At 57.7% G+C, this 17,873-nt stretch carries 16 protein-coding genes; 3 read left to right on the forward strand and 13 right to left on the reverse strand.

The genetic code is table 11. The features are described 5' to 3' along the window. Positions 1–26 precede the first annotated feature (26 nt). From guaB to EE949_RS16715, 3 genes are all read right to left on the reverse strand, one after another. Entirely contained in the window at positions 27–1,496 is a 1,470-nt protein-coding gene (gene guaB, locus EE949_RS16705; RefSeq protein ID WP_122665286.1) for an IMP dehydrogenase, read from the reverse strand. A gap of 94 nt (positions 1,497–1,590) precedes the next feature. Next, complete coding sequence (locus EE949_RS16710; protein ID WP_122665287.1) at positions 1,591–2,139, reverse strand: sugar ABC transporter ATPase; 549 nt, start codon at positions 2,137–2,139, stop codon at positions 1,591–1,593. Between the two features lie 68 nt (positions 2,140–2,207). Next, on the reverse strand, positions 2,208–2,987 hold the full coding sequence (locus EE949_RS16715; protein ID WP_122665288.1) for a sulfite exporter TauE/SafE family protein: 780 nt from the start codon (positions 2,985–2,987) through the stop codon (positions 2,208–2,210). A 188-nt stretch (positions 2,988–3,175) separates the two neighbouring features. Here EE949_RS16715 and xseA point away from each other — a divergent pair, with 188 nt between their 5' ends. The 3 genes from xseA (at position 3,176) to leuA (ending at position 7,456) form a co-directional block, all read left to right on the forward strand. Further along, entirely contained in the window at positions 3,176–4,555 is a 1,380-nt protein-coding gene (xseA, locus tag EE949_RS16720; protein ID WP_162874479.1) for an exodeoxyribonuclease VII large subunit, read from the forward strand. 6 nt (positions 4,556–4,561) lie between these two features. Continuing rightward, positions 4,562–5,398: a peptidoglycan DD-metalloendopeptidase family protein gene (locus tag EE949_RS16725; RefSeq protein ID WP_122665289.1), complete on the forward strand. Its 837-nt coding sequence runs from the start codon at positions 4,562–4,564 to the stop codon at positions 5,396–5,398. Between the two features lie 387 nt (positions 5,399–5,785). Beyond that, positions 5,786–7,456 carry a 2-isopropylmalate synthase gene (leuA, locus tag EE949_RS16735; RefSeq protein ID WP_122665291.1) on the forward strand — a complete coding sequence of 557 codons (1,671 nt, stop codon included), beginning with the start codon at positions 5,786–5,788 and terminating at the stop codon, positions 7,454–7,456. Positions 7,457–7,545: 89 nt separating this feature from the next. Here leuA and EE949_RS16740 read toward each other — a convergent pair whose 3' ends face one another. The 10 genes from EE949_RS16740 to pilW form a co-directional block, all read right to left on the reverse strand. Then, positions 7,546–7,968 carry a hypothetical protein gene (locus EE949_RS16740; protein WP_122665292.1) on the reverse strand — a complete coding sequence of 141 codons (423 nt, stop codon included), beginning with the start codon at positions 7,966–7,968 and terminating at the stop codon, positions 7,546–7,548. Between the two features lie 126 nt (positions 7,969–8,094). After that, positions 8,095–8,886: an amidohydrolase gene (locus EE949_RS16745; protein WP_122665293.1), complete on the reverse strand. Its 792-nt coding sequence runs from the start codon at positions 8,884–8,886 to the stop codon at positions 8,095–8,097. Continuing rightward, a complete protein-coding gene (locus EE949_RS16750) occupies positions 8,874–10,022 on the reverse strand; it encodes a pyridoxal phosphate-dependent aminotransferase (protein WP_122665294.1) in 1,149 nt (382 codons plus the stop codon). The genes EE949_RS16745 and EE949_RS16750 overlap by 13 nt, the downstream gene beginning before the upstream one ends. Before the next feature lie 246 nt (positions 10,023–10,268). Then, positions 10,269–11,741 carry a ribosome biogenesis GTPase Der gene (gene der, locus EE949_RS16755; RefSeq protein WP_027902635.1) on the reverse strand — a complete coding sequence of 491 codons (1,473 nt, stop codon included), beginning with the start codon at positions 11,739–11,741 and terminating at the stop codon, positions 10,269–10,271. Positions 11,742–11,868: 127 nt separating this feature from the next. Continuing rightward, the gene (bamB, locus tag EE949_RS16760) at positions 11,869–13,020 is read right to left on the reverse strand and encodes an outer membrane protein assembly factor BamB (protein ID WP_122665295.1); all 1,152 of its coding nucleotides are present in this window, start codon (positions 13,018–13,020) and stop codon (positions 11,869–11,871) included. Next, a complete protein-coding gene (locus EE949_RS16765) occupies positions 13,013–13,654 on the reverse strand; it encodes a YfgM family protein (RefSeq protein WP_122665296.1) in 642 nt (213 codons plus the stop codon). Before EE949_RS16765 ends, bamB begins: the two co-directional genes overlap by 8 nt. A 39-nt stretch (positions 13,655–13,693) precedes the next feature. After that, positions 13,694–14,983 (reverse strand): histidine--tRNA ligase, encoded by a 1,290-nt coding sequence (gene hisS / locus EE949_RS16770; protein WP_122665297.1) that lies wholly within the window; start codon positions 14,981–14,983, stop codon positions 13,694–13,696. Positions 14,984–15,005: 22 nt separating this feature from the next. Further along, positions 15,006–16,115, reverse strand: coding sequence for a flavodoxin-dependent (E)-4-hydroxy-3-methylbut-2-enyl-diphosphate synthase (gene ispG, locus EE949_RS16775; RefSeq protein WP_122665298.1), 1,110 nt, complete (start codon positions 16,113–16,115; stop codon positions 15,006–15,008). Between the two features lie 3 nt (positions 16,116–16,118). Then, positions 16,119–17,108, reverse strand: a complete 990-nt coding sequence (locus tag EE949_RS16780; protein ID WP_122665299.1) for a RodZ domain-containing protein — start codon at positions 17,106–17,108, stop codon at positions 16,119–16,121. Beyond that, on the reverse strand, positions 17,108–17,866 hold the full coding sequence (gene pilW / locus EE949_RS16785) for a type IV pilus biogenesis/stability protein PilW (protein ID WP_122665300.1): 759 nt from the start codon (positions 17,864–17,866) through the stop codon (positions 17,108–17,110). Before pilW ends, EE949_RS16780 begins: the two co-directional genes overlap by 1 nt. Between the last annotated feature and the right edge of the window lie 7 nt (positions 17,867–17,873).

Consider the following 17,873-nt stretch of genomic DNA (forward strand, 5'->3'; position numbering starts at 1 on the left):
TGGCGCAAACCACGATGCAATCCGGATCAACCAACGCGATAGTTCGGCGCTTCCTTGGTGATCTGCACGTCGTGGACGTGGGATTCAGCCATACCGGCACCGGTGATACGCACGAATTCAGGCTTGGTGCGCATCTCTTCAATGTCAGCGCTGCCGGTGTAACCCATGGAAGAACGCAGGCCGCCCATCAGTTGATGGATGATTGCGGCCAGCGAGCCTTTGTAGGCAACACGGCCTTCAATACCTTCCGGCACCAGCTTCTCGGCACCTTCGGACGAGTCCTGGAAGTAACGGTCGGACGAGCCCTGCGCCTGAGACATGGCACCCAGCGAACCCATACCGCGGTAAGCCTTGTAGGAGCGGCCCTGGAACAGTTCGATCTCGCCTGGTGCTTCTTCAGTACCGGCGAACATCGAGCCCATCATCACGCAGGACGCACCGGCTACGATGGCCTTGGACAGGTCACCGGAGAAACGGATACCGCCGTCGGCGATCAATGGAACGCCAGTACCCTCAAGGGCAGCGGCGACGTTGGCGATAGCGCTGATTTGCGGCACGCCCACACCAGCAACGATACGCGTGGTGCAGATCGAACCAGGGCCGATACCGACCTTGACTGCATCAGCGCCAGCGGCAACCAGTGCCTTGGCAGCAGCGCCAGTGGCGATGTTGCCGCCAATGACCTGTACTTCAGGGAAGTTCTCTTTGACCCAGCGTACGCGGTCGATCACGCCTTTGGAGTGACCGTGAGCGGTGTCGACCACCACTACGTCAACACCTGCAGCAACCAGCGCAGTAACGCGTTCGCCAGTGTCTTTACCGGTGCCGACAGCAGCACCCACGCGCAGACGACCCTGGTCGTCCTTGCTGGCCAGCGGATAAGCCTTGGCTTTTTCGATGTCCTTGACGGTCATCATGCCTTTGAGCGCGAACTTGGCGTCGACGATCAGGACTTTTTCCAGACGGTGCTTGTGCAGCAGCTCGCGTACTTCGTTCTTGTCAGCGCCTTCACGAACAGTGACCAGACGCTCTTTAGGCGTCATCACTTCGCGAACAGGCACGTCCAGACGGTTTTCAAAGCGCACGTCACGGGACGTCACGATGCCGACCAGGTCGCCATTGTGCAGGACAGGTACACCAGAAATATTGTGCAGGCGGGTCAGTTCGAACAGGTCACGAACCGTGGCGTCAGCCTCGATGGTGATCGGGTCTTTCACGACACCGGCTTCGAACTTCTTGACCTTGCGGACTTCGGCAGCTTGCTGCTCGATGGTCATGTTCTTGTGGATGACACCGATACCGCCTTCCTGAGCCATGGCAATTGCCAGACGGGCTTCAGTCACGGTGTCCATGGCAGCGGAGACCAGCGGAATGTTCAATTCGATGCCACGGGTCAAACGGGTTTTCAGACTGACTTCGTTAGGAAGTACCTCGGAATAACCGGGCACAAGGAGAATGTCGTCGAAAGTAAGTGCTTCTTGGCTGATACGCAGCATCGCGGGGGCTCCCGAGCGGGAAATTGGAAGCGCGCCATTATACCCAGACACCCCCGTCGGCTCAATGTAAACCTTAGGCAATTATCACACGACGTTATAGACGTACTTTGACGAAGGAAACCGGACGATCCAGACGTTCGGCGAAGTCATCCAGAAAGGTCTGTTTGAACGAAGCGTCGAGCCAGTCGTTAAAGATGAAACCCAGGTTCGAGAAGCCGCATGGCTGCAGGAACAGAAAGCCGTTGATGTCGTCTTCATGGCGGCATTCAGGGCAGATGAAGTTGTCAGTGTGACCAGGCATCCACTCTTCGAGACTGTCGAACAGCGCCTCGCCGATTTCCTTGCGGCATTCAGGGCAACCGGCTTCTTCGGCGAAATCCTTGAGTGGCGTGTAGATGCAGCGCTTGGTAACGATCTCCAGACCATTGACCGGCTGACCAAAGGGCAGCGCCTCCGGATGCTCGACCACGGCACGAGCACCGGGCGCAATGGCGTAAGCCATCTTGTTGTAGGTTCGCCCGCAGGTGGTCAACTCTGGCTCAACCACGTTGAGCTTGACCAGCCAGCGCAGAATCAGACGTGCCCGGGCCTCACGACCAGGGAAACCGGAAATCTGCGGGACGATAATACTTTGGCTGCTCATGATGCTCTTTGGCTAATGTGTTCGAGGGTCGGCAGCTTAATGCCCCAGCGGCTCAGGTCAAGTCGGAGTCAATGTGCAAAATAGCGCCCTATCAGCACGATACCGCTGACCAGCACCAGCCAGGTGACCAGCCTGACGAACGTTTCCCGCGACATGCGCAGGGTCAACCGCCGGCCGATCCACGATCCCAGCGCCATGGCGGGTAGCAAGCACAATGCCAGAAGCAGCAGCGGAATTTGCGCATACACCCCGGCGATCAGAAACAGGCTCAGGCGCACGATAGTGCTGCAACTGATCAAGGCACTCTGTGTCGCGCGGACCTGCTCTTTGGATTCCAGCCGGCTGTTCAGGTAGATCGCATATAGAAAGCCACCACTGCCGAACAACGCACCGAACAGCCCGCCGACCGTCCCCATCGGAATGGCCCAACCTGCGGCCAGTTGCGTCGGCCTTGCTTTGACCGCCAGGGTATAAAGCGCATAACAGGTGATGAACACGCCCATTAACAGGAGAAGCAGATCGGACTTCAGGTTGAGCAGAAATACCACGCCAAGGCTGCACCCGAGCGCCATGCACGGCAGCAGACGTACGAGCTCGGACTTGACCACCGACTGACGCGAAGGCAGCAGATTGCCAAATGCAGCGATGAAGTCGAGCAGTACCAATAAAGGAATGATCTGCGACAGCGGCATGAAGTTGATCAGGATCGGACCAGCGACCAACGCGGTGCCGAAGCCTGCAATGCCAAAAACTATATAAGCCGCGACGATACCCAGCACGATGAGCAGCCAGTTCAGGGGCGTAAAGCCCAGTTGAGTGAAGGCTTCGATGACATTGATGTTGCCCATTGATCTTCTTCCTTGAGCTTCGCCTGAATCTAATGCATTTCCCGTAGGAGCGCACGAGCAGCGCAAGGCCGCGATTGCGGCGTATCGGGCAGACCGCCATCGCGGCCTTGCGCTGCTTGTGCGCTCCTGCAGGGACAGATAAATTTCCCGCCGTGCGCTTGTTGCGCATTGCCTTTATCATGCCCCCCATGATCAAAGACCCCTTCGCAAGACTCGGCCTCGACCGGGAAATCCTTACTGTCAGCCAGCTCAACGGCCGCGCCCGGGTGTTGCTGGAGGATGTGTTCAGCAATATCTGGGTCGAGGGGGAAATCTCCAATCTCTCGCGCCCGGCGTCCGGTCATGTGTACTTCACATTGAAGGACTCCGGGGCTCAGGTCCGTTGCGCACTGTTCCGGCAGAGTGCAGCGCGAGTCCGCCAGGCGCTCAAGGATGGTTTGCAGGTCAAGGTTCGCGGCAAGGTTTCTTTATTTGAAGGTCGCGGCGACTATCAGTTGATCCTCGACACGGTGGAGCCCGCCGGTGACGGCGCGCTACGCCTGGCCTTCGATGCACTGAAAGAGAAGCTCAGCGCCGAAGGCCTGTTCAGTGCCGAGCGTAAAATCGCCCTACCCCTTCACCCGCAACGCATCGGCATTATCAGTTCGCCGACCGGCGCCGTGATCCGCGACATCATCAGCGTGTTTCGCCGCCGTGCACCTCAAGTCGAACTGACGCTGATCCCTACAGCTGTTCAGGGCCGCGAAGCCATCAGCCAGATCGTTCGCGCTCTGAAGCTGGCGGATGCGCGTGGTTTCGATGCACTGATTCTGGCCCGTGGTGGTGGTTCGCTGGAGGATCTCTGGTGCTTCAACGAAGAAGCCGTGGCCCGTGCCATTGATGCCTGTGTAACGCCAATCGTCAGCGCCGTTGGCCATGAAACCGATGTCTCGATCAGCGACTTCGTGGCCGACGTCCGCGCACCCACGCCCTCCGCCGCGGCCGAGCTGCTGGCGCCCGACTCTAGCGATCTGCATCGTCGGGTGGACAGCCTGCATCGCCGACTGGTCAGTCGCATACAAGACAAACTGATGCGCGAACGGCTGCGCCTTGAGGGAATCTCCCGCCGTCTGCGCCACCCAGGGGAACGTCTACGCCAGCAATCGCAACGTCTGGATGATCTGGACATGCGTATGCGCCGTGCATTCGAGCAGCAAACCCACAAGCGACAGGTCAGACTTGCACACCTGGAAAGCCGCCTGGCCGCACAGCATCCGGGCCGGACACTGGCGTTTCTGCGCCAGCGTCTGGACGTTCTGGCCGAGCGTTTGCCCAAGGCGATGCGCGATGCGCTCAAAACCCGCCGCCTGCAATTGCAGACCCAAGTGCAAACCCTGCAAGTGGTCAGCCCGCTGGCGACGCTGGGACGAGGCTATAGCATATTGCTCGACGAACGCGGCCATGCGATTCGCACCGCGGCACAAACCCGAACCGGCCAGCGGCTGACCGCTCGGCTTGGCGAAGGCGAACTGCAAGTGCGCGTCGAGGACAACCACTTGACGCCTGTCACCCTTTCTCTTCTGGATTGAATACTGATGCTGCGTTTTATCGCCCCGCTGCTCGCTGCTTTTCTGTGCCTGCCTGCCCACGCTGACAGTTACATCACACGCCTGCTGAACAAGCCGGTGCCCGGTGGCGTCGCAGTGATCGATCTGGGCAATGCCGCACAAGCGCCAAAAGCCACGTACGACGGCAAACCGGTGCTGGTGGTCAAGGAGCAGGGCGTGCGCTGGCTGGCGATTGTCGGCGTGCCATTGACCGTAAAACCGGGCACTCAGCAACTGGTCGCCAAGGATGCCAGTGGCAGCCGCACCCTGAACTTCGCGGTCGGTAGCAAGAAATACCCCGAACAACGTATCACCCTGAAAAACCAGAGACAGGTCAATCCAAACCCGGATGACCTGAAGCGCATTGACGGTGAGCTGGCCGAGCAGCTCAAGGCCTACCGCAGTTTCAGCCCGGGCACACCGAGCAATCTGGCGCTGGACAAACCGGTAGCAGGCCCGCTCTCCAGTAAGTTCGGCGTGCGCCGCTTCTTTAATGGTGAGGAGCGCAACCCGCATTCCGGTCTGGACTTTGCGGTTCCGGCGGGCACACCCATCAAGGCCCCCGCAGCCGGTAAAGTGATCCTGACCGGTAATTACTTCTTCAACGGCAATACCGTGTTTGTTGACCATGGTCAGGGCTTCATCAGCATGTTCTGCCACATGTCGAAGATTGACGTGAAGGTTGGCGATGCAGTACCTCGTGGTGGTGTTATCGGTCGTGTGGGTTCGACCGGTCGGGCAACGGGTCCGCACATGCACTGGAATGTCAGCCTTAATGACGCACGGGTTGATCCGGCGATATTCATTGGCGCGTTCCAGCCTTAGGAATTTTCTGTAGGAGCTGTCGCAGGCTGCGAAGCGATTTTGTCTGCCACATCGCTTCGCAGCCTGCGATAGCTCCTACAAGAAAACGAACTCGCGCAATTATTAACTTATTAACTAAAGATTAAAGCTATAAATAACCACAAGAAAACGTTTCAAGAGAACTTATCTCAATTTTTTTCAACCTCTTGCCAACTTTCACCCCAATGGTTACGGTTGGCCTTATGAAAACCTCTCAAACCCTCATTCTGTTGCGGCAACATCGCTGTCTCAGCCTGGTCAGTGCACGACTGCCAAGCTAGATCGCTGTGCCTCACCCCGCCTCTCGCTTCATCGGTTGGCCGCCTTCTCCCGGCCCAGACAAAATAAGTACCCAAAGGATTCGCTCCAATGCCCATGCTCAAAGATCCCTCGAAGAAGTACCGCGCTTTTCCGACCATCGACCTGCCTGACCGCACCTGGCCTTCAAAGACCATCACTGCGGCGCCTATCTGGTGCAGCTCGGACCTTCGTGACGGTAACCAGTCGCTGATTGAGCCAATGGATGCGGTGAAGAAGCTGCGCTTCTGGAAGACTCTGGTCGCCGTTGGCGTGAAAGAAATCGAGGCATCGTTCCCTGCGGCTTCACAGACCGACTTCGACTTCGTACGCACGCTGATCGAAGACGGCCACATCCCGGACGACACCACTATTCAAGTGCTGACCCAAGGCCGTGAAGACCTGATTGCGCGCACCTTCGAATCCCTGCGCGGCGCCAAGAAGGCAATCGTTCACCTCTACAACGCCACCAGCCCTTCCTTCCGCCGCATCGTCTTCAATCAGGACAAGGCTGGCGTGAAAGAAATCGCGGTCAGTGCAGCCAAGCTGTTTGTGAAGTACGCAGCAGAGCAGCCTGAGACCCAGTGGACGTTCGAATACTCTCCGGAAACCTTCAGCGCGACTGAGCTGGAATTCGCCAAGGAAGTCTGCGACGCGGTCATCGAAGTCTGGAACGCCACGCCTGAGAACAAGGTCATCCTCAACCTGCCCGCCACGGTTGAAGTCGCTACCCCGAATATCTACGCCGACCAGATCGAATGGTTCTGTCGCAACATCAATCGTCGTGACAGCGTGATCATCAGCCTGCATACCCACAACGACCGTGGCACCGGTATCGCGGCCACCGAGTTGGGCCTGATGGCTGGCGCAGATCGCGTTGAAGGCTGCCTGTTCGGTAACGGCGAGCGCACCGGTAACGTTGACCTGGTGACAGTGGCACTGAACATGTACACCCAGGGCCTGGACCCGCAACTGGACTTCTCCGACATTGATGGCGTGCGTAAAGTCGTTGAGGAATGCAACCAGATCCCGGTCCATCCCCGCGCTCCTTACGTGGGCGACCTGGTTCACACCGCGTTCTCCGGCTCGCACCAGGATGCAATCCGCAAAGGCTTCGCCCAACAGAAAGACGACGCTCTGTGGGAAGTGCCTTACCTGCCAATCGACCCGGCAGACATTGGCCGCAGCTATGAGGCGGTGATTCGTGTCAACAGCCAGTCCGGTAAGGGCGGCATCACTTATTTGCTGGAACAGGAATACGGCATCTCTCTGCCGCGTCGCATGCAGATCGAGTTCAGCCAGGTGGTTCAGGGTGAAACCGATCGCCTCGGCCTGGAAATGAGCGCCCAGCAGATCTACGCGCTGTTCAAGCGTGAATACCTGCAGGCCAACAAACCTTATGCACTGATCAGCCATCGCCTGCAGGAAGAAAACAACACCAGCGCAGTGGATGCCGAAGTCAGCGTCAACGACGAAACCCAACGCTGGAAAGGCAAAGGCAACGGCGCGCTCGAAGCGCTGGTATCAAGCCTGCCGGTTGGCGTGGAAATCATGGATTACAACGAGCATGCGATCGGTGCCGGTACCACCGCCAAAGCAGCTGCCTACATCGAACTGCGAGTTAACGGCGATCGTGCGGTCCACGGCGTAGGGGTCGATGAAAACATCACTACGGCAAGCTTCAAGGCACTGTTCAGCGCGCTGAACCGCTCGCTGAGTCAGGCTGAAGCGAAAGCCGCCTGATTCGCCTGGCGCTGCACCTGTAACGACGCCAGACGAACAAAAAAAGGCCCTGAAGTGAAAGCTTCAGGGCCTTTTTGTTTGCGCGAGAATCAGGCCGTCGTGTTTACACTGCCTTTCATCAACGTAATCAACGCAGCCTGCAGGGTGGCCAGCTGGGCTTGGGTACCCGCTATCTGCTGCTGGATGGACATGACTTGCACGGCCTTTTCTTGATCCGAGCTTTTGCTCGCCTGAGCCGAGGCCAGCTGCTGTTGCTGACGCAGGAGCTGCTTCTGGACGTCTTTGATCTCCTTCTGGATCCGCTCGATTTGTTCCTCTGCAGGACTTGCCGGAGCTGCGGCACCCGCTTTCGCTTCGTCGCCGGTCTGATACACAGTGCCACGAAGGTTCACATCAACCGAAGTAGCCTCATCCGACTTGGTGTCGGAGGTTTTGGAGTCTGTGCTGGTTTTGATCGCAGCTGTATAACCGCTGGAATAAACGCCAAGCGAGCTTGTATTGATGGTAGTCATGGCCAACTCCTGGATTGATACAGCCATATCGGCCGTATCTATCAAAACTTCAGCTACTCGATGAAATATTCTGAAACATGTGTTCAAGCAACCGAAGACTACGCTCAGGAAGCGTGCGACGCGGGGTTAGCGAATCTCGAATGTATCGGCGTCGAGATGAGCCGGAAACTTTGTCCGGTAAGCCGCAAGATCCGCAGCGTTCAACGATACCTCAAAAACGCCGTCAGCCTCTCCGGCGTTGAACAGGCTCTCTCCCTGGAAATCCAGCACCTGACTGTCACCGGTGTAGGCAAAGCCTTTACCGTCGGTGCCGGTGCGATTGACTGCAGCGACGTAACACAGGTTTTCAATGGCCCGTGCCGGGAGTAGCCGGTTCCAGTGCATGCGTCGAGCGCCCGGCCAGTTTGCGGTGTAGAGCAACAGATCGGTGTGCTGCGCGTCACGACTCCAGACAGGAAAGCGCAAGTCGTAGCAAATCAGCGGACGAATGCGCCAACCCTTGAGTTCGAACTGCACTTGCCGTTCACCAGGGCTGTAATGCTCGTGCTCACCCGCCATGCGAAACAGATGGCGCTTGTCGTAATGCAGCATCTCGCCGTCCGGACGAGCCCACAACAGCCTGTTGCGGTGACTGCCATCAGCATCCTTGACGATGACGCTACCGGTAATCACCGCGTTGAGCAGCCTGGCCTGCTCAAGCATCCATTTGGATGTGGGACCTGCTTCTGGTTCGGCGAGGGTTTCAGACGCCATGGAAAAGCCCGTTGTGAACATCTCCGGCAGAATCACCAGATCGGCGCCTTTGATGGGAGCCAGGAGCATGGCGAAGTGCTCAAGATTAGCCTTGCGGTCATGCCAGACCAGCGAGGTCTGGACCAACGCCACCTTCAGGTTTGGTAGCTCACTCAGATCGCGCATAATTTTTCCGCTGCCTGACGCAACGTCTCCTCACGCTTGGCGAAGCACAGCCGGATCAGCCGCTGGCCTTCAGGTGGTTTCTGATAGAACACAGAGACAGGAATACTCGCCACGCCATGCTCACGAGTCATCCACAGCGACATCTCCACGTCGTTGAGGTCCGGTCGGATTTGCGCGTAGTTCACAAGCTGAAAGTAGGTACCGCCAACACGATCAAACGTGAAGCGCGAGCCCTGTAATTGATCGCAGAAGAAATCACGTTTGGCCTGATAGAACGCAGGCAACTCTTCAACGTGCTCAGGGTGCTCGGCCATAAAATCAGCCAGTGCCCATTGCAGTGGCGTGACGCCGCAGAAACTGACGTACTGGTGAACCTTTCGCAACTCGGCGCTCAATGCTGGCGGCGCAACCACGTAACCGGTTTTCCAGCCGGTGACGTGATAGGTCTTACCGAACGAGCTGACCACAAAGGCGCGCTGATACAACTCTTCGTGGCTCAGGATGCTGACGTGCTGAACACCATCGAATACCAGATGCTCATAGACCTCGTCGCTGACGAGGTAGATATCACGCTCGGCGATCAGCGCAGCCAGTTGGTCCAGTTCGGCACGACTGATCAACGCGCCACTCGGGTTATGAGGGCTGTTGATGATGATCATCCGGGTCCGGGGGCTCAGCGCATCACGCAGTTTCTGCCAGTCGATGGAGAAGTCGTTTGCATCCAGTTGCACATGAACACAACGGCCGCCGGCCAGCTCAACCGAGGGCTCGTAGCTGTCGTAGCAAGGATCAAAAACGATCACTTCGTCACCCGGACGAATCACGGCCTGGACTGCACAGAAAATCGCCTGGGTAGCGCCCGGAGTAATAGTGATTTCAGTTTCAGCGTTGACCTGGCGGCCATAGCTGCGCGCAATCTTGGTCGCGACCTGTTGGCGAAGCGCAGGCAAACCGGTCATGGGTGCGTATTGGTTGTGCCCTTCAGCAACGTGGCGGCTCAATGCATCGCGCAGCGCCTGGGGACCATCGAAATCGGGGAAACCCTGGGACAGGTTGATCGCGCCCGTCTCGGCTGCGAGCTGAGACATGACGGTAAAAATAGTAGTGCCAACATTGGGCAACTTGCTGTCAATCATCGGGCCTGTTTCCTGCTCTACGCCCGGCTCCACAGCGGCACGGGGTCAGGCAGGATAGCCCATAGCGCGCGCATAAAAAAAGGCGCTATTAGCGCCTTTTCCTGAGAAAGCTTTTTACCGATGGAGGATAGCCACTGATGAAGATCCTGTTGGAGCGAGGCTTGCCCGCGAAGAACGATGACGCCGCCGAATCTGACACACCGCAGCGTCTGGTTCGCGGGCAAGCCCGGCTCCAACAGAGTTAGATCAGCGCTTGTCTCTACGCTTCTTGTCGGCTTTCTTGTGGTGCGACATCATCCGACGCTTCTTGTTGACCTGACGGTCTGTGAGCGTGTTCTTGTTACCCTCGTAAGGGTTCTCGCCGCCTTTGAACTCGATACGGATCGGTGTGCCGACCAGTTTGAGTACACGACGGTAAGTGTTTTCCAGGTAACGGACGTAGGACTTGGGTACTTTCTCGACCTGGTTACCGTGGATCACGATCAGCGGCGGGTTAGCACCACCCAAGTGAGCGTAACGAAGCTTGATGCGACGACTGCCGACCATCGGTGGAGCGTGCTCGCTGACCGCATCTTCAAGAATCTGCGTCAGGCGGCTGGTTGGCCAACGGGTTACCGCGGACTTGAAGGAGTTCTGCACCGACTGATACAGGTTGCCCACACCTGTGCCGTGCAGCGCCGAGATGAAGTGGATATCGGCGAAGTCAACGAAGAACAACCGGCGTTCAAGCTCGGTCTTCACGTAATCACGTTCGCTTGGGACCATGCCGTCCCATTTGTTCAGGGCGATAACCAATGCGCGACCGGCTTCGAGGGCGAAGCCCAACAGGTTCAAGTCGTGGTCAACCACACCTTCGCGAGCGTCCATCACAAAGATCACCACGTTGGCGTCCTTGATGGCTTGCAGGGTTTTCACCACGGAGAATTTTTCAACTTCCTCGTGGATCTTGCCGCGCTTACGCACACCGGCGGTGTCGATCAGGGTGTACTTCTCGTCGTTGCGCTCAAACGGGATGTAGATGCTGTCACGCGTCGTGCCCGGCTCGTCATAGACGATAACCCGGTCTTCACCCAACATACGGTTGACCAGGGTCGACTTGCCGACGTTAGGACGACCGATGATGGCGATCTTGATGCCGTCTTTTTCACTCGGACCCGGAATGCGCTTGGCTTCCTGACCTTCAGCAACAACCTCGGCTTCACCTTCCTCGTCCTCTTCCCCTTCATCTTTCGGGAATTGGCTGAGGGCGATTTCCAGCATCTGGCTGATGCCGCGACCGTGAGCACCGGCTACCGGAATAGCATCGCCCATACCCAATGGTGCGAACTCGGCGCGGGCCATTTCAGGGTCGATGTTGTCGACCTTGTTGGCTACCACATAAGAGCGCTTGCCACGTTTGCGCAAGTGCTCGCCGATCATCTGGTCAGCTGCAGTGAAACCGGCTTTGGCATCAACAAGGAACAGCACGACATCGGCTTCTTCGATAGCCAGCAGTGACTGCTCGGCCATCTTTTCGTCCATGCCGTGTTCGTCACCGGAAATACCGCCGGTGTCGATCAGAATGTAGGAGCGCCCTTGCCACTTGGCCTCACCGTATTGGCGATCACGGGTCAGACCGGACAGATCGCCGACGATGGCGTCGCGAGTCCTGGTCAGGCGGTTGAACAAGGTGGACTTGCCGACGTTCGGTCGACCCACCAGGGCGATTACGGGAACCATGCGGCTCTCCACTTCGTTATTTCAGAAAATACAAAAGCCGCTGCAGGGCAGCGGCCGGAGTTCGGGGCAGCACTCAGAGTGCTGCAAACCCCGCCGAAGCGGGGTCGTAATCAAGCATAGACATCCATTACTTGATCGTCAGGGCTTCCAGCTTGCCGCTGTTGCCATAGACGTAAATCATGTCGCCAACCACCAGCGGACGAGCACGCAGGCCGTCACTGTCGATGCGCTCGCGGCCCACGAAACGACCATCAACCTGGCTCAACAGGTGCAGATAGCCTTCCATGTCGCCAACAGCTACATAGCTGGAAAACACTTCCGGGGAACCCAGCTGACGACGGGCCAGCGCTTCGTTACTCCACAAGGCAGAGGACGAACGCTCATCGATACCCTCGACGGTGCCGGAGGCCAGGCTGGCATAAACACTGCCAAAGCCCTGGGCTACGCCAGAGTAACTCGATGCATCGCGCTGCCAGATCACACGGCCGCTTTCCAGCTCAAGACCGGCAACCCGGCCCTGATAGGTAGCGACGTACAAAGTACCACCGGACAGCAGCAAACCGCCGTCGATATCAACGACACGATCCAGCTCGGAGCGACCTTGCGGAACAGCAACACGTTGCTCCCAGACCGGCACGCCGTTGGAGGTGTCCAGTGCAACCACTTTACCGGTCGACAGGCCAGCCACCGCCAGGCGGTTGGTCACGATCGGCGCGCCAGTACCGCGCAGGGTCAGTACAGCCGGGGTGCTTTCGTAGATCCAGCGCTGATTACCGGTCGCTGCATCCAGGCCGACAATACGGTCATCCTGAGTCTGCACCACGACCACATCACCGTTGGTGGCAGGCGGAGCCAGCACTTCGCTGGTCACGCGAGAGCGCCATTTTTCTTCACCGGTGCTGGAGTCCAGAGCGACGACTTCGCCTTTCAGGGTTCCCACCATGAGCATGCCGTAACCCACGCCAACGGCACCGGATACACGCAACTCAAGATCTTTTTCCCAAATGACCTTACCGTTCATTCGGTCCATCGCGACAATGAAGCCTTCAACGTCGCTGGCGAAGATACGGTCGCCATCAATGGCCGGAACCAACATGTTGTAGGTTTCGCCCTGGCCCTCACCGATAGAGCGGCTCCACTGCTTTTGCAGCACAACTTCTTCTTTGAAGTCGGTCAGCTCGGCCGGTGGCAATTCCTTTTTGCTGTTGCTGCTGCAACCCGCGGCCAAAATGGCCAGAGCCAGCAATGCTGCATGTTTCCAACGGATCACGTCACGCATCCCCTTTGGCCAAGTCGTCGAGCTTCATTTGTAAGCCACCTACGGCCGCTTCTTCAGACAGCGCGGATTTGGCTTTTTGGTATGCAGCATGGGCCTCGTCAGTGCGGCCCAGCTGTACGAGCAGGTCGCCCTTGAGCTCTTCGCGGCTGGCCAGGAACGCCTTGTCGGCATCGCCGTTGAGCAGCTTGAGCGCGTCGTCGGCCTTGTTCTGTGCAGCCAATACACGCGCCAGACGCTGACGGGCGATTTCGCCCAACGTGTCGCTGGCAGGCTTGTCGGTTACCAGTTTCAACTCGGCCGCTGCATCATCGAGCTTGCCGTTATCGACGGCCACCTTGGCCACGAACAGGCTGCCGTATTGAGCATAGGCAGACCCACCGAACTCGGTTTTGAGCTTGTGGGCGATTTCAGCAACACGGGCCGTGTCTGCCTGGCCACTCGGCGTAAGGGCGGTTTCCAGCAACTGCTGGTAAAGCGCCGAAGCACCTTGCGACTGATTGCTTTCGTATCTGGTCCAGGCCTGCCAGCCAAGCACCACTACCAGCGCCAGCAAACCACCTGTTACCAGAGGTTTACCATTACGCTGCCACCAGTCCTTCATTGCCGCCAGTTCATCATCTTCAGTACCTGACACCCCAATACTCCTATTCGCTAAATCGGCTGTAAATCAGCTTCAACCCTGCACAACGCAGGAGGCCAGGTGCTCGGACAGAGCATCCCATGCAATATTTTGTTGTTCACCCTGACCACGCAGGGGTTTGACGCCGATGATCTGCTGCGCCAGTTCCTCTTCCCCAAGGATCAACGCGAACAGCGCACCACTCTTGTCGGCTTTCTTGAACTGACTTTTGAAACTGCCAGCTCCCGCGTTTACCTGCAAGCGCAGGTTCGGCAGTTCATCACGCACACGCTCGGTCAGCGCAAGTGCTGCCAGCTCCGCCGCTTCGCCGAAGGCGCACAGGTACACGTCAACCTGACGGGATATCTCCTCAGGGACCTGCTCAAGTGTTTCAAGCAGCAGCACCAGACGCTCGATACCCATGGCGAAACCGACGCCACTGGTAGGCTTGCCACCCATTTGCTCGACCAGACCGTCATAACGGCCGCCCGCGCATACAGTGCCTTGGGCTCCCAGTTGATCTGTTACCCACTCGAAAACGGTTTTGCTGTAGTAATCGAGACCACGAACCAGCTTCGGATTGATCACATACGGAATACCCGCAGCATCCAGACGCGCCTTGAGGCCTTCGAAGTGGATGCGAGACTCGTCGTCCAGGTAATCCGCCAGTTTCGGCGCATCGACCAGCAGGGCCTGGGTTTCAGGGTTCTTGGTGTCGAGTACGCGCAAAGGGTTGGTCTTCAGGCGACGCTGGCTGTCTTCATCCAGCTCGCTGAGGCGTGCGGACAGAAACTCGACCAGTGCATCGCGGTAACGCGCTCGCGCCTCGCTGGTGCCCAGGCTGTTGAGTTCGAGCTTGACTGCGTTGCGGATACCCAACAGGCCCCACAGACGCCAGGTCAGGACGATCAGTTCTGCGTCGATGTCCGGACCATCAAGGTTGAACACCTCGACACCGATCTGGTGAAACTGACGATAACGGCCTTTCTGTGGACGCTCGTGCCGGAACATCGGACCGATGTACCACAGTTTCTGCACCTGACCGCCACCGGTAATACCGTGTTCAAGCACAGCACGCACGCAAGCTGCGGTGCCTTCAGGGCGCAGGGTCAGAGAGTCACCGTTGCGATCGGCAAAGGTGTACATCTCTTTTTCGACGATATCGGTCACTTCACCGATGGAACGCTTGAACAGATCGGTGAATTCCACGATAGGCATGCGAATCTGACGGTAACCGTAGTTATCCAGCAGACGCGAGACCGTGCCTTCGAAGTGACGCCACAGCGGGGTCTGATCGGGCAAAATGTCGTTCATGCCACGAATGGCTTGCAGAGACTTACTCACAAAAAATCCTTAGCAATTCTGTTTAGCCGCGCGCGATAAGGGCTGCGTCAGCTTCGACCTTTTCGGCCGCTTTCTGGCGAATCAAGCGTTCCAGCTCATCCACCAGATTGTCATTGGTCAGCTTCTGTGCCGGTTTGCCGTCGATATAGATCAGGTTCGGCGTGCCACCCGTCAGACCTACATGCGCCTCTTTGGCTTCACCCGGGCCGTTGACCACACAACCGATGACCGCAACATCCAGCGGCACCAGCAAATCCTCAAGCCGCCCTTCCAGTTCATTCATGGTCTTGACCACATCGAAGTTCTGCCGCGAGCAACTCGGGCAGGCGATGAAGTTGATCCCACGAGAACGAAGGCGCAGCGATTTAAGGATGTCGTAGCCGACTTTCACCTCTTCAACCGGATCAGCGGCCAGCGAGATGCGGATAGTATCGCCAATTCCCTCGGCGAGCAGCATACCTAGGCCAACGGCTGATTTCACCGTGCCTGAGCGTAAACCACCCGCTTCGGTGATACCCAGGTGCAGCGGCTGGACAATTTCCTTGGCCAGCAAGCGATAGGCCTCTACGGCCATGAACACATCCGAGGCTTTCACGCTGACCTTGAAGTCTTTGAAGTTCAGGCGTTCGAGGTGCTCGACGTGGCGCAGCGCCGACTCTACAAGCGCTGCAGGCGTGGGCTCGCCGTACTTCTTCTGAAGGTCTTTTTCCAGCGAACCGGCGTTGACGCCAATGCGAATAGGAATGCCACGATCACGAGCGGCATCAACCACAGCCTTCACCCGGTCTTCGCGACCGATGTTGCCCGGATTGATACGCAGGCAATCGACACCCAGTTCGGCAACCCGCAAGGCAATCCGGTAATCAAAGTGAATGTCGGCAACCAGCGGGACCTTCACCAATTGTTTGATACGACCGAAAGCCTCAGCGGCGTCCATGTCCGGAACCGAAACCCGGACGATGTCCACGCCAGCAGCTTCCAGACGATTGATTTGCGCAACCGTCGCCGCGACATCATTGGTGTCGCTGTTAGTCATGCTCTGCACCGCGATAGGCGCATCGCCGCCTACCGGTACCGAACCTACCCAGATTTTCCGGGATTCGCGACGCTTGATCGGAGATTCACCGTGCATGACTTATTGTCCCAGCTTCAGGCGAGCAGTCGCGCCAGTTGTGAACGGAGCTACATCGACCGGCATGCCGTTGTAGCTGACCTGAGCGCCAGCTGCCGCACCCAGGCGCACATTCAGAGGTGGCTTGCCATTCACGTCCAGAGTGTCGCCCTTGCGCTTCAAACCGCTGTACAAAACCTTGCCACCAGCGTCAGTGACCTGAGTCCAGCAATCAGCGATGAATGTGATGCTCAACTGGCCAGCACCAGCAACCGGAGCCTCAGCGGCGACAGCAGGAGCAGCAGGGGCTGGCGCAACTACCGGAGCTGATGGCGCTGGAGCGGTCGCAGGCGCGCTATGCGTCGGCGAAGCTGCAGGAGGCGTAGCCGACGACGGGGTAACAGGCGTCTGAACCGGGGCCTGAGCAGGTGCCTGTACTGGGGGCGTAGAAGGATTCAGGGCCAGCGGCGCCGAGTCGGACGTCTGCGCTTCAGCAACGGCCTGATCTTCAGGCTCGTCCAGCGGATGAATCTGGGTGGTGCCATCAGCGCTTTCGACTTCAACGTGCTCAAGGCTCAGACCTGAGTCCTTGCCACGCATGGACGTCTGATCCTGCCACCAGAAAAAACCACCACCGACCAGTACCACCAGCAACAACAGGCTGACGATCCGCAGAATATTGTGGGAGAGACGCACCGGCTCCTCGATACGACCCAATGCATGCACCGAACTGCCAGCGCTGTCCGTGCCGGTGTACTGATCGAATTGAGTGACCAGCGCGGCCTGATCCAGCTCCAGCACCTTGGCGTATGCACGAACATAACCGCGGGCGAACGTATGACCCGGCAGTTTTTCAAAGTGGCCAGCCTCGAGGTTACTCAACGAGGTTACGGTGAGATTCAGCCTCAGGGCGACGTCTGGCAGCGACCAGTTTTTACTCTCACGAGCCTGACGCAAGGTATCGCCAGGATTGACGCGAGTGGCTGCTACGACTTCGGGATGCACCGCTTTCATCATTGCTCCGACAGGTATTGCTGATATTCCGGCGTACCGGGATAGAGTCTTTTGAGTTGCAGGCCAAAACTGGCTGCCTTGTTGCGATCTTCGTAGATTTTTGCCAACCGCGTACCGAGCAATAGACTACGTGCATTTTGCTCGCTCAGTTGGCTAAACCGGTCGTAATAATCACGCGAGGGCACATAATGCCTGTCTTCGTAAGACAACTCAGCCATTTCCAGCAATGCGCGGGGCAATTGACGATCCATGCGCAAGGCTTTGGTGAAATGAGCAGCGGCAGCTTCGCGGTCACCCAGCATAACGGCAGTCATGCCCAGATTTTCGAATACTCGCGAACGCTCAGGATAAAGGTTATCGGCGGCAGCTTGTTCAAAACGCTCATACGCTTCTTTGTAGCGCTTCTGCTCGTAAAGAAAACTGCCGTAATTGTTGAGGATACGTGCGTCGCCCCGGCGCGAGGACAGCGCTTTCTGGAAATGCTGGTCAGCCAGCTCGGGCTCCATCTCGACCTGAAAGACCAGAGCCAGTGCGGCATTGGCATCCGCATCTGAACTGTCCAGTTCCAGCGCCTTTTTCAATGGCACCTTGGCGCGCTCGGTCTGCCCCTGCTGCAGATAACCAATACCCAGCTGCACATAAGCCTGACGTGCAGCGTCGCGACCTTTGCTGGTGCTCATCGGATCGACATTACCCGTGGTCACGCAACCAGCCAGCGCGGTCAAAAAGCAGAGCAGCAGGGCGGCACGCACGGACATTGAGATT

The sequence above is a fragment of the Pseudomonas viridiflava genome (assembly GCF_900602065.1).
In the GTDB taxonomy this organism is placed as follows: Bacteria; Pseudomonadota; Gammaproteobacteria; order Pseudomonadales; family Pseudomonadaceae; genus Aquipseudomonas.